The organism is Aquimarina sp. AU58 (genome assembly GCF_900312745.1).
Taxonomy (GTDB): Bacteria; Bacteroidota; Bacteroidia; order Flavobacteriales; family Flavobacteriaceae; genus Aquimarina; species Aquimarina spinulae.
The window spans coordinates 1511184-1524610 of the sequence record NZ_OMPD01000014.1; the positions used below are offsets into that span (position 1 = coordinate 1511184).

General features: G+C 32.3%; 13 protein-coding genes. 6 read left to right on the forward strand and 7 right to left on the reverse strand.

The annotated features are described in order from the left end of the window. Position 1: 1 nt before the first annotated feature. The 5 genes from DK441_RS17900 to DK441_RS17920 form a co-directional block, all read right to left on the reverse strand. On the reverse strand, positions 2-526 hold the full coding sequence (locus DK441_RS17900) for a GNAT family N-acetyltransferase (protein ID WP_109851899.1): 525 nt from the start codon (positions 524-526) through the stop codon (positions 2-4). A 42-nt stretch (positions 527-568) separates the two neighbouring features. After that, complete coding sequence (locus tag DK441_RS17905; protein ID WP_074408158.1) at positions 569-1126, reverse strand: thioredoxin family protein; 558 nt, start codon at positions 1124-1126, stop codon at positions 569-571. Positions 1127-1348: 222 nt separating this feature from the next. Continuing rightward, complete coding sequence (locus DK441_RS17910; protein WP_109851900.1) at positions 1349-3862, reverse strand: M14 family zinc carboxypeptidase; 2514 nt, start codon at positions 3860-3862, stop codon at positions 1349-1351. A gap of 103 nt (positions 3863-3965) precedes the next feature. Then, positions 3966-4358, reverse strand: a complete 393-nt coding sequence (locus DK441_RS17915; protein WP_109851901.1) for a PUR family DNA/RNA-binding protein — start codon at positions 4356-4358, stop codon at positions 3966-3968. 78 nt (positions 4359-4436) lie between these two features. Next, the gene (locus DK441_RS17920) at positions 4437-6194 is read right to left on the reverse strand and encodes an ABC transporter ATP-binding protein (RefSeq protein WP_109851902.1); all 1758 of its coding nucleotides are present in this window, start codon (positions 6192-6194) and stop codon (positions 4437-4439) included. Positions 6195-6334: 140 nt separating this feature from the next. Here DK441_RS17920 and DK441_RS17925 point away from each other — a divergent pair, with 140 nt between their 5' ends. From DK441_RS17925 to yajC, 4 genes are all read left to right on the forward strand, one after another. Continuing rightward, positions 6335-7432, forward strand: a complete 1098-nt coding sequence (locus DK441_RS17925; protein WP_109851903.1) for a Glu/Leu/Phe/Val dehydrogenase — start codon at positions 6335-6337, stop codon at positions 7430-7432. A 154-nt stretch (positions 7433-7586) separates the two neighbouring features. Beyond that, positions 7587-8498 carry a transcription antitermination factor NusB gene (gene nusB, locus DK441_RS17930; protein ID WP_109853556.1) on the forward strand — a complete coding sequence of 304 codons (912 nt, stop codon included), beginning with the start codon at positions 7587-7589 and terminating at the stop codon, positions 8496-8498. A 53-nt stretch (positions 8499-8551) separates the two neighbouring features. Continuing rightward, positions 8552-9031: a DUF1573 domain-containing protein gene (locus tag DK441_RS17935; protein ID WP_109851904.1), complete on the forward strand. Its 480-nt coding sequence runs from the start codon at positions 8552-8554 to the stop codon at positions 9029-9031. A gap of 4 nt (positions 9032-9035) precedes the next feature. Beyond that, entirely contained in the window at positions 9036-9326 is a 291-nt protein-coding gene (gene yajC / locus DK441_RS17940) for a preprotein translocase subunit YajC (RefSeq protein WP_025666017.1), read from the forward strand. An 82-nt stretch (positions 9327-9408) separates the two neighbouring features. Here the strand turns inward: yajC and DK441_RS17945 are convergent, their stop codons facing one another. Then, positions 9409-9945, reverse strand: coding sequence for a hypothetical protein (locus DK441_RS17945; RefSeq protein ID WP_109851905.1), 537 nt, complete (start codon positions 9943-9945; stop codon positions 9409-9411). A 443-nt stretch (positions 9946-10388) separates the two neighbouring features. Further along, positions 10389-11639 (reverse strand): peptidase T, encoded by a 1251-nt coding sequence (gene pepT, locus DK441_RS17950; protein ID WP_109851906.1) that lies wholly within the window; start codon positions 11637-11639, stop codon positions 10389-10391. A gap of 92 nt (positions 11640-11731) precedes the next feature. Here pepT and DK441_RS17955 point away from each other — a divergent pair, with 92 nt between their 5' ends. Continuing rightward, entirely contained in the window at positions 11732-12763 is a 1032-nt protein-coding gene (locus DK441_RS17955) for a quinone-dependent dihydroorotate dehydrogenase (protein WP_109851907.1), read from the forward strand. Positions 12764-12774: 11 nt separating this feature from the next. Further along, complete coding sequence (locus DK441_RS17960) at positions 12775-13401, forward strand: LysE family translocator (RefSeq protein ID WP_109851908.1); 627 nt, start codon at positions 12775-12777, stop codon at positions 13399-13401. Positions 13402-13427 lie beyond the last annotated feature (26 nt).

Genomic DNA, 13427 nt, shown 5'->3' on the forward strand with positions numbered 1-13427 from the left:
TTTAAAGAGATAATACCATTCTTTGCATCTCTCTATGTTCATCTTTTAGACCAGGATATTCCAGGTTATGAAAAGAAACAGTATCAAATCCCATTTTTTTATAAAAGGGTAGTGCAGGACTGGTACTCATTACATCTAGCCAAACTATTTTCTTACCTAGATTAATAGCATAATTTTTAACAAACTCAATTCCCTTTTTACCGATGCCTAGACCTGTAGCTGATTTTAAAAGATATATTTTTTCTAGCTGTAATGTTATAGAAGTATCAAATCCTTTGATAGCTTCCTGCTTTTTTATTTTTAATAACCCTAAAGATGTGTTTGCTTTTTGAATTAAAAAATAAACAATGGTATCTGTTTTAAAATCTTCTTCAAAAGCTTTTTGATTAAAACTTAGATTTACATAATAGCTGGGGTCATTATTTTTCCAAATATGGGAATAATGCTCGGGGTAGAATTGTTGGCTTATTTTAATCAATTCATTACTATCATTAGCAGAGCATTTTTTGAAAACTACTTCTTGCATATCTTGAAACTACGATATTGTAGCAATTTTTCTATGTTAAATCTATTCTTTCCACTTAATATTACAACCAATACTTGGTTTTTGTTCTTCAGAAACTTTGGCATTGCGAAGTACTGCATCAAGTGCCTGACGAAGATCGCGGCCATTTACAGGAATTCCGTTTCCAGGTCGAGAATCATCTAGTTGTCCTCGATAAATAAGTTTTGACTCTGAATCAAATAAGTAAAAATCAGGAGTGCAGGCAGCATCATATATTTTAGCAATATCCTGAGTTTCATCAAATAAATATGGGAATGTATAGTTGTTTTTTTGAGCAGTTTTCCACATTTCTTTAGGGGCGTCCTGAGGATATTTTTCGATATCATTACTGCTAATAGCTACAAAACCAAATCCCTGAACCCGATAGTCATTAGCGATACGTACTATTTCTTCGTTAACATGGATCACAAAAGGACAATGATTACAGATAAACATAACCACAGTTCCTTTTTCACCTTTTATATCGTTAAGAGAATACTTGTCATTGGTAATAGAGTCTACAAGTGTAAAATCGGGTGCAATAGTACCAAGGGGTAACATATTAGACGGAGTACGAGCCATGATTTTCTTTTTTGAAAGGTTCCAAAATTACAATATTATACAATATAAGTCTACAAAAACAGACCTTAGTTACAACTGTAATTTACAATTTTAAACATTGAACTCATCTTGATTTTTTCTGTTTGTAAAAACATAAGGCTTTTAATTCTTAATGATACCCTTTTTATAGGGTATAAGCTACGGTGTAAAAAAAATCAAGATGAGTAGTTTACTTAATATTTTTTACATTTCATCACTAAAGAAAATAGCATTCATTAGTAATTTATTCGTCCCATACCAGAAAGCTCTAAAATTAGTGTTGTCGGTAAACAAGATTATATTTCCTTTTCCAAAATCATTATGCTTAAAAGGAATTGTTCCTGACAGGGAATCCAAATTCTTTTTACTAATATATCCACTTAACAATGGTTTTTTTGTATATCGAATTGGATTGCTGTAGCTCTGCTTGTCTGGTTTAATAAATAATTTTGTATTTCTAAATAGTGAAATCTTATCATTTTTATATCCAAAATTAATAGGATGAGAACGATCTATTTCGGCTTCAAAAATAGCTCCACCAATTACTTGTGCACCATTAAAATCTTGTTTTTGTTCAAAGGATATGTTTTTTGCATCATTTTTTGGAGTAGCAAATTCGATTTTCATGAATTCATTATTCTTAAAAAACTGGGCAGCATTTCTATATCCAATTAGTGTTCCGCCGTTACGAACCCATGTCTTTAATTTTTCTGCTTTTTCTTTGTCAAAAGACGGTCTCCGGCTATTTGGCAATATAATATGTGTATACTTTGATAACGTATGTTTATTAAAATTACCTGTTTCTAATTTTGTGATAGGAATATCATAACGTTGATCCATTAAATGCCAGATTTCTCCAGCATCATAAGGTGTGATCTCACCACCTGTAAACAAACCTATTCTTGGGAGTGATAAAGCGCGAAATTGATTACTTCCAAGGTCTATTCCCTTGGTAAGACCTGTAGAAACACTAGTGATATCAATATGATTCTCGGTAGCTATTTTTTGTAATAATTTATGTAGCTCTTCTTTATTTAATTTTTGATTTTGAACAGGAATTAAAATTGTACCATAGTCATAATCTTTGTTTTCTAATGAGAAAGGCTTCATTCCAACTTTGGCTCGTAATCCATTAGTTAGAATTTGATATAAGGCCTTTGGAGTGTAATACTCATGCCATTGTATTAAGTATGCATAATTACTTTTGCTAACAGACTTGGTCTTTCGATACGTGAGGTTTGATATTTCGCTACCTATATTAGAAATAGCTGCGTTTTCAGAATAATCCAAATTAAAGGCCAAAGGAAATGTCCATGCAGAAACATCATAAAAGAGACTATCTTGAAATGTTGTTCTTTTTTCAAAAATAGCTTTTAATAGTCTTTTTTGTCTCTGGTTCTTAGGAACAATATAGCTATACTCTTTTTTGAAAAAATTACCTTGAATGGTTACATCTTGTTTAAGCTCATATAATTTGACTTGATGTCTTTTAAGGATTTCGGCAAGATGGTAAGATGAAGCTGCATCTTTTTGGTTGCCAAAAATATAAGCATCTTTAGTTACTTCTTTTCTTGCGTTGTTGTAGAAGCTTCGTTTATATTCTAATAACTCTTTACGCATTGATTTTGCAGCTTCTAATGTAGAAAGTGTTGCGGTAAATTGATTTCTTATTGTAAAAGGAAAGGTAAGTAGCCCATTATCGGTTAGCTGGGCGTGACCACGCGAACTACCTTGTTCAAATAAAATGCCAATACTTCCATTAATATCTGGGAAAGTAGATCCTTTACCATAATAGAAGTCGTCGAAATTCTCTTCGGTATAATATAGTGAGCCAATATTATCTAAGGCTTTAGCATGATAATTACCAATTTTTTTGGTGAGTTCCTGATTTAATTTAGGGGTTAAAGGATGCGTTCGTGATTGAATTCCGGGTTGAAAAAAGAAAGTACTATTAGATCCCATTTCATGATGATCGGTAAGAATATTGGGGTACCATTTATGAAAAGTCTTGATGCGAGCTCTGGATTCTGGTAATTGTACGGGTAACCAATCACGATTCATATCAAACCAATAATGATTTGTTCTTCCTCCAGGCCACACTTCACTGTATTCTCGATCTTGAGGATCTGTACTAATGTTTTTACTTTTATTGGTATTAGCCCAATAAGCAAAACGTTGTAAACCATCAGGATTAAATGAGGGATCGAATAAGATAACAACATTGTCTAAAAGATTATCTATTTCTTTCCCCTGAGCAGCAGCAAGGTGGTATGCAGCAACTAATGATGCATTAGAACCGCTAGGTTCGTTACCATGAATAGAAAATCCTTGATATACAATTGCCGGTAGGTCTTCTATATGTATTGAATTAGAACCATTTTGGGTAAGTTCTACATGCTTTTTTTGTATTTCCTGAAGGTTTTGATGATTTTTTTCTGAGGTTATCGTAAGTAATAGTATCGGGCGATCTTCAAAAGTTTTTCCTCTATCTTCAATTGTTATTCTTGAAGATGTTTTGGCAAGAGCCTGCATGTAATTTACAAGTTTGTCATGGGTTACATGCCATTTTCCCGGGACATAACCAAGTACACTTTGCGGAGTAGGAATATCAGGATTGTATGTAACATTTTTTGGGAGGTAATACGCTAAAGATAAATCATCTTGAGAAAAAGAGACAAAATTTAGTAGTGCAAAAAAAATAGTAAAAATATGTTTCATACGTTTTATTTTTTTGTAATTATTTTTGATGGGTGAATATAAAAAAAACCGCTTCAGTGAATGAAGCGGTTTACATAACTTTAACTTAAAGTCGTATTATTGTCTAGATATCGTCAAAACTTACGTCTGTAAAGCTTTCTGTTGATGCAGAAACTTCTTCAGCAACTTTATTTTCAACTCCATCTTTTTCGTATGATTTCTGAAAGTCTTTCTGGTGACGTTCACTTATTACTTCTTCTCCTTTTTCATCGACAATGAAGTGAGTCATTTCATTTAAGATCTCTGAAAAACCAACAAAATCTTCTTTGTAAAGGTAGATCTTATGTTTCTTATAGTGAAAAGATCCATCATCATTGGTAAACTTTTTACTTTCTGTTATTGTTAGATAATAATCTCCTGCTTTTGTAGCTCTTACGTCAAAGAAATATGTTCTTCTTCCTGCTCGTAAAACTTTTGAGAAAATTTCTTCTTTATCCATCATTTCATTATCACTCATAATCCGTATTTATTAATTAATTAATATGTTATGATGGTTTCAAAAATCCAAAAAAATTGTTAACCTCACAAAAAAAACTCAAATTTCTTTTTCACTAAGTTGTTTTAAATAGAGATCTTTATAATATCCTTCGGTGCTTATTAGTTGATTATGAGAGCCTTGCTGGATTATTTTGCCATCTTCTAAGACCATAATTTTATTTGCATTTTTTGCAGTAGATACCCTATGACTTACGATAAAAGTTGTCTTATTCTTAGAAATTTTGTGAAGATTGTTAAGGATTTCTTCTTCTGTTTCAGTATCTACAGCAGATAAACAATCGTCAAAAAGGAGTACAGGTGGATTTTTAAGTATTGCTCTTGCTATAGAAACACGCTGTTTTTGACCTCCGGATAATGTGATACCGCGCTCCCCTAAAACGGTATCATACCCTTTACTAAAACCTATTATGTTTTTATGTACTACTGCATTTTTGGCAGCTTCATATACTTGATCATCTGTCGCATTCTCATTACCAAATTTTATATTATTTTGTATACTGTCACTAAATAAAAATGCATCCTGAGGGACATAACCAATACTCTCTCTTAAGTCAGTTAAATTGAGGTTTTTTAAAGGAACTCCATCTATTCGTATTTCGCCAGACGAAACATCATATAGCCTGCCTATTAAATCTAATATTGTTGATTTTCCAGAACCGGTTTTTCCTATAATACCTATTGTTTCTCCATTTTTAACCTCAAAACTAATATTTTTAAGGGCAGTGATATTAGTATCATCATAGGTAAAAGAAACGTTGTCAAAATTAATATTTCCAGTAATTGGTGTTTTTTGAGTTACCGTATTAGTGATCTCTGGCTCTTGACTTAGAAATTCATTAATTCTTACCTGAGAGGCTTCTGCTTGCTGAACGATAGAACTAACCCATCCAACTGTGGCTACAGGCCAGGTAAGCATATTAACAAAAATGATAAATTCTACAATTACGCCTAGATCTTGTATCGTACCATCGATAAATTGCTTTCCTCCAATATAAATGACTAGAATATTACTAAAACCGATCAGTAAAACCATTAGGGGGAAAAACAATGCTTGCACTTTGGCCAGATCAAGATTCTTATCCTTACTCTTATCAGATAATTCGGTAAAATTTTTCTGGGTGGGAGATTCCAGACCGTATGCTTTGATTACAGAAATACCACTAAAAGATTCTTGAGTAAAAGTGGTTAGTTTAGATAAAAACTCTTGCACTACAGTACTACGTTTATGAATCGCAACACTTAATTTATAAATAGAAACCGATAATATGGGTAAAGGAGTAACAGTATATAAAGTAAGCTCAGGAGCTATACTAATCATATATCCTATCACCACAACAAATAGAGTAATAGTGTTTACACTATACATAATTGCGGGACCAACATACATTCTAACTCGAGATACATCTTCGCTAATGCGATTCATAAGATCACCTGTTCTGTTTTTCTTATAAAAATTAAGAGATAGTTTTTCATAATGTTGAAAAACCTCATTTTTAAGATCAAACTCAATAAATCGAGAAACTACAATAAAAGTTTGACGCATTAAAAAAGTAAATAATGCCGAAATAAGTAATGCTCCTGCAATAAGAAGAATATTTATGATAAGCCCACTTTTTACCTCGGCAATATCAGTAATATCTTTATTAATATATTGTTCTACAACATCTACAGAGTCACCAACTAATGTAGGAACTATTGTAGCAAAAACTCTTGCGATTATGGTAATTACCAACCCAATAATAAGTCGGTATTTATATTTTAAAAAGTATTTGTTCAAATGGCGTAATGCGCGCATAAAAGATTAATATTTAAAAACGGATTTATTAATAAATCCGTAAAGTTTAACAGTGTTAAATTTCAAATTGATAAAAATATGCTATTTTAGCACCCTTATTTTGAGTATAATATAATTGTAATATTTAAAAATTTTATAACATGATAACCGAAGTGTTTACTGCAAATCAACTTAAAAAAGAGGCTCCAGTATTTGGTCAACTATCTTTTGATAATCACGAACAAGTTGTTTTTTGTCAGGACAAAGATACAGGATTGAAGGCAATAATTGGTGTACATAACACAATTTTAGGACCTGCTTTAGGTGGGACTAGAATGTATGACTATGCAACAGAGTGGGATGCACTTAATGATGTATTGAGGTTATCACGAGGAATGACCTATAAAGCTGCTATCACAGGTTTAAATCTTGGAGGAGGAAAAGCAGTAATTATCGGAGATCCTAAAAAAATAAAAACACCAGAGCTAATGAAACGCTTTGGTAAATTTGTACATACATTAGGTGGTAAGTATTATACTGCAGAAGATGTAGGTATGGAAACTTCTGATATGGATACCGTAAGAGAAGTCACCCCTTATGTAACAGGAATATCCGAATCAAAAGGAGGAGCAGGCAACCCTTCTCCGGTTACAGCTTATGGTGTGTATATGGGAATGAAAGCAGCTAGTAAATTTGCCTATGGAAATGATGCATTAGAAGGAAAACGAATTTTGGTTCAGGGAATTGGACATGTAGGAGAAGAATTGGTGCGTTTAACCTCTGAAGAAGGAGCAAAAGTAATCATTAGTGATATTAACCAAGAAAGACTCGAAGCAGTAAGTACTAAGTATGGTGTTGATATTTATAGAGGAGATGATCTATATGCAGAAACTGCAGATATTTATGCTCCTTGTGCTCTTGGCGCAACTGTTAATGATAAAACAATTGATAAATTAAAAGTAAAAGTGATTGCTGGAGCGGCAAATAATCAATTAGCTAACGAAAATATTCATGGTCCTTTATTACAAAAGAAAGGAATCGTGTATGCTCCAGATTTTTTGATTAATGCAGGAGGTATTATCAATGTATATGCAGAGATCGAAGGGTATGGCAGAGATCAAATTATAGCCAAAACCGAGAAGATTTATGATACTACTTTAGATATTTTAAACAAAGCAAAAGCAACCAACGTGACTACAAATGCAGCGGCAATTAGTATAGCAGAAGATAGAATTGCAGCACGAAAAAAAGAAATGTAATCATACCTCATAAAAAAAGAAGTTTTAAGGTAGGTACGATTAAAAATAATAGTATTTTTGCAGGGCAAAAGTGAAAACATACTTTTGCCCTTTTTTAATATAAAGTTCTTTGTAATTTTCTATGTTAACCAGAAGACATATTAGAGTAAAAGTAATGCAGTCTCTCTATTCGATGGAGCAGACGCAAAGTGACAATCTTGGTAAAGAAGAGAAATTTCTTCTTTATAGTATTGATCAGATGTATGAATTGTTTATTATAAATCTTCAGCTTCTGGTAGAGATTAAAAAACATGCAGAAGATTTTTTGGCAAAAAGCCAAAAAAAATACCTTGCTACCTCCGAAGAAAAAAACCCTAATACCAAATTTATCAATAACGAAGTTCTGTTATTGCTAGAGAAAAATATTCAACTCAAAACAGAAATTGAAAAGAAAAAATTGAATTGTTGGGAATTAGATGATGAGTATGTGGCTATATTATGGAAAGAGATTAAAGAAAGTGAGCTGTATACAGATTACATGAGTACTAAACTTAGCTCTTTTAGAGAAGATAAAGATTTTATACTCGATATTTTCAAAGAAATCGTAGCTCCCAATGATAAACTTTATGAATATATCGAAGATAAAAAGCTAACGTGGGTTGATGATTTACCACTGGTAAATACTTCGATTATCAAAATGCTTAGAAAAGTTAAATCATCTCATAATGAGCAAATGACATTACCTAAGCTATACAAGGATATAGAGGATAAGAAATTTGCAACCGATATTTTTAGAAAAACAACACTTAATGGTGTAGAGTTTACAAAAGAAATTGATGGTAAAACACCAAACTGGGATCAAGACCGTATTGCAGAATTGGATAAAGCGATCATAAAAATGGCCATTTGCGAGTTTGTAAAGTTCCCTTCAATACCGGTAAAAGTAACAATTAACGAATATTTAGAAATAGCAAAAGAATATAGTACACCTAAAAGTAGTATTTTTATCAATGGAATTTTAGATAAAATCTCTAAAGAGTACCAGGAAAACGGTAAATTAAACAAAGTAGGTCGTGGATTAATGTAATATTTTAGAAAAAATAGTATTTTTAACCCTCAAATAATTAAAAAACCCAAGTAATGAAAAAAGGAATCTTAATTTTAGCCGGAGTTTTTGCGATGACAGTTATGTCTTGTAAAGACAATGCCGCAGAAAAAGTTAAAGAAGAAAATGTAGAAATAGCAGCAGATCGAGACGCAAAGAACGCAGATTTTCCTGTGATGACTTTTACTACAACAGAACACGATTTTGGAACTATCAATGAAGGAGATGTTGTAGAGCATAAGTTTGCATTTACCAATACAGGTAAAGCACCTTTGGTAATCGTAAGTGCAAAAGGTAGTTGTGGATGTACTGTGCCAGAATGGCCAAAAGATCCAATTGCACCAGGAGCAACAGGTGAGATGTTGGTGAAGTTTAACTCTAACGGAAAACCAAATCAGCAAACTAAGCAAGTTACTATAACTGCTAATACTGAAGCTGGAAAAGAAATTCTTAAGATTAAAGCTATGGTAACTCCAAAGGCTAAACCCGTAAGTGGAACACCAGTAAGCGAATAATTTTATGGAGCAAATACAATCATTTCTTCCTTTTATACTCATATTTGTCGTAATGTATTTTTTTATGATACGACCACAGATGCAAAAAGCAAAAAAGGAGAAAAAGTTTGCTGAAGACTTAAAAAAAGGAGATCGTGTCGTAACAAAAAGTGGACTTCATGGTAAAGTTTTTGACTTCAGTGAGAAAAATAATGCTATTATTATTGAAACAGGATCTGGTAAATTAACGTATGATAAATCTGCAATTTCGTTGGAGATGAGTCAAAAATTAAATCAACCAGCTGATAAGAAGTAATAACTAGCCTACTTGTTAAAAGCGCGATAAAATTAAATTAATTTTACCGCGCTTTTTTGTTTTCGAAAGGTTTACTATTTTTTTAGAAGAAACGATACCCTATTAATATTCCACCTCTGGCAAAACCAACAACGTCACTCTGATTTAGTAAATAACGTCCTCCTCCTAAGCTGATTTCAAAAACAAATCCATTTTTACTCACCCATTTTTGACCAATTACTAACCCAATACCCATATCTACCCAGTTTTCATGCTGAATACTGTTGCTAGATGCATTAAAAATATCATTTTCTCCACCGGCAAAACGTAATACTCCTTCTACGAATAAACCTCTAGCACCAAAATCTTTCTTATTTAAGAAATATTGCCTGTAATAGGGTTCAATAGCAAAAGCCTGATACTCCCTAAAATCATCATCTAAACTTATACTTACAGCTAACCCCGTACCAGAATATTTGCCAATAACATATTCATAATTGATTTCTAAATTAGGTATTACCAGTGCTTCGAATGCATCTAATCTAAATTCATGTTTGTTTTGATTGTTTACAATATTGTCTTCTTGTGCTTGAGATTTACAAAAAATGAATAGTAAAATTATTGTGAAAAGTTTCTTCATTACGTGATTGTTTTATTATATAAAAGGTTTGATTTTGTAAAAATGATCTCTTTAAATAAATCGTTTAACCACTTCATATTTTCAGAAAGAAGAATGTTCTATGATATATCATCTTGATTATAGATTCGTTTATAAGTGATCTCTTTGAAATTTTATAGTTTTAATGTTAAAATGATTTCCTGAAATTTATAGGTGTTTTAGAATCTTGATTTAGTATATTTCAATCCAAAAATAAGAATACCCTCTATGCTTTTATACCCTGAAAACAGGGGGTACAAGTATAAATGATAAATGAATATTTTAAGAATTGACCTATAGTTTTATATATGACCGGTCAGACAACTATAAAAAATAGAAGAACCCTTTATTAGTTCTAAATTTCATAAGATAGATGCTAGAAAACGAAATAGGTTGTTAGAAAATGTAGTTAAATTGTTATAAACTTATTCTATCTGGAGTTTTTTGTTTGCCGTTAATTCAGCAATTTTAACGATTACTTCTACGGCCTTGATCATACTCTCTGCAGGAACATATTCGTATCGCCCATGAAAATTATGCCCGCCTGCAAAAATGTTCGGGCAAGGCAGTCCCATAAAACTTAATTGCGATCCATCAGTCCCTCCTCGTATAGGTTTTATAATCGGTGTAATATCAAGAGATTTCATAGCCTCTTCTGCAACATCTACAATATGCATTACAGGTTCTACTTTTTCTCGCATATTAAAATACTGATCTTTAATTTCTATATGCACAACCTCTTTGGCATGTTGAGCATTAATTTCATTTGCCAGATTTTTCATTACTTTTTTTCTAGCTTCAAAATGCTCTTTATCATGATCTCTAATTATATACTGTAACTGAGTCTCTTCAACATTACCTTTCATAGTATGTAAATGAAAAAAACCTTCTCGACCACTTGTATGTTCAGGTGTTTCCATCCTTGGCAGCGAATTGATGAAATCCTGTGCGATGTACATACTATTAATCATTTTTCCTTTTGCATAACCAGGGTGTACGATTTTCCCTTTTATAGTTACCACAGCACCGGCCGCATTAAAATTCTCATATTCAAGTTCCCCAATTTGGCTACCATCCATAGTATATGCCCAATCTGCACCAAATTTTGAAACATCAAATTTATGAGCACCGCGACCAATCTCTTCATCGGGTGTAAACCCTATCCGAATTTTACCATGTTTAATCTCAGGATGTTGTACAAGATATTCCATCGCGGTTATTATTTCTGTAATCCCAGCCTTGTCATCAGCTCCCAATAGTGTTGTGCCATCGGTAGTAATAAGGGTTTGACCTTTATACTGCTTTAAATCTTCGAAATAATCAGGAGAGAGTATGATATTTTCTGATGCATTTAACGTAATATCTTTACCATCATAATTTTCTATAATCTGCGGATTTACATTTGCACCTGTAAAATCGGGACTAGTGTCAAAGTGCGATATAAAACCAATAGTGGGTACTTTCTGATCAATATTAGAAGGTAATGTAGCCATGATATAGGCATGCTCATCTATACTAATGTCTTCTAAGCCAATATCTTTTAAATCTTCGACTAACTTATTAGCAAGATCCCACTGTTTTTCGGTACTGGGAGTTGTATTACTTTCGGGATCACTTTCGGTGTCAATAGTCACGTAACTTATGAACCTATTTATGATGTGTTGTTTTGAAATCATTGCTGCTACTATTTTAATATTTGAAGAATTCAAAAATACACTTTTATTAGAACCTTGGATAACTTATTTTTGCACAAGCAAAATTATATTTAATGTATAAATTCTTACTACGTCCTTTACTATTCTTGTTTGATCCAGAAAATGTGCATCATTTTACATTTAGAATGATTCGATTTTTTTCAAAAATACCTCTTGTGCCATTAGTTTTTAGAAATTTATATAAGGTAGATGATCCAAGATTAGAACGAGAAATTTTTGGGTTGAAATTTAATAACCCTGTAGGACTAGCTGCTGGATTTGACAAGAATGCAGTTTTGTATAACGAATTGGCTAATTTTGGATTTGGGTTTATCGAAATAGGAACGGTGACTCCCAAAGGTCAGGAAGGTAATCCTAAAAAGAGGTTGTTTAGACTTAAAGAAGACCGAGGGATTATCAATAGAATGGGATTTAATAATAAAGGCCTTGAGGCAGTCGTAAATCAACTTCGGAAAAACAAGGGTAAACTTATTATAGGAGGAAATATAGGAAAGAATACAGATACGTTACCAGAGCATTACACCAAAGATTATCTAGAGTGTTTTCGAATATTACATCCATATGTAGACTATTTTGTTCTTAATGTGAGTTGCCCAAATGTAGGGAGCCATGCAAAGTTAAATGATAAAGAATACTTAAACGAATTAATAGTAGCTGTACAAGGGGAAAATAAAACGTTCGAAAAACAAAAACCTATTGTATTGAAAATTGCACCCGATTTAAATACAAATCAGCTTGATGAAATCATAGAATTAGTAGCAGATACTAATTTAGATGGAGTTATTGCTAGCAATACTTCTGTGTCCAGAGAAGGACTAAAAACTTCTAAAAACAGATTAGAAGCAATAGGTAATGGGGGATTGAGTGGTCAACCCATAAAAAACAAAAGTACAGAAGTAATTAGATATTTGTCAGAAAAAAGTAACAAAGCGTTTCCGATTATTGGAGTAGGAGGAATACATAGTGCTACCGATGCTATAGAGAAATTAGAGGCTGGAGCAAGTCTGGTACAATTATATACCGGCTTTATTTATGAAGGTCCCAAATTGATCAGGGATATTAATAAAGCAATACTTAGTAGCTAAGCTATTAGAATATGAACTACGAAATTCTCTATACCTTTGTTATAGCAACATTGGCATTGTCTATCTCACCAGGACCTGATAATATATTTGTATTAATGCAAAGTGTGGTAAATGGCAAAAAGTATGGATTGGCTGTGGTGGCTGGTCTAATGTCTGGGTGTTTAATACACACTACGTTGGTTGCTTTTGGTGTATCTGCAATTATTAAACAAAGTGAAATGCTCTTTTTTACTATTAAATTATTCGGAGCGTTGTATTTGTTTTTTCTGGCTTACAAAGTGTTTAGAAATGAAGCAGCAGTAAGTCTATCAGAAAATAGTATGCCTAAGAAAAGCCTCGGGCAATTATTTAAACAAGGGTTTATAATGAATGTTTTAAATCCTAAAGTATCTATATTCTTTTTAGCATTTTTCCCTGGATTCTTATTTAGCAAAACAATAAGTAATGTAGTACAATTTTATATACTTGGATTTCTTTTTATTGTAGTTTCGTTTATTATTTTTGGTTTGATAGCGATTCTGGCAGGATCTATTGCAGAGTATTTAAAAAAGAGCTCAAAAATCGGAGTTGTTCTAAAATGGCTTCAGATTATTGTTTTTATCGGGATAGGAGTTTTTATTCTTATTTCGGGGAAATAGAATATTTGAATTTGATTATTATGAAA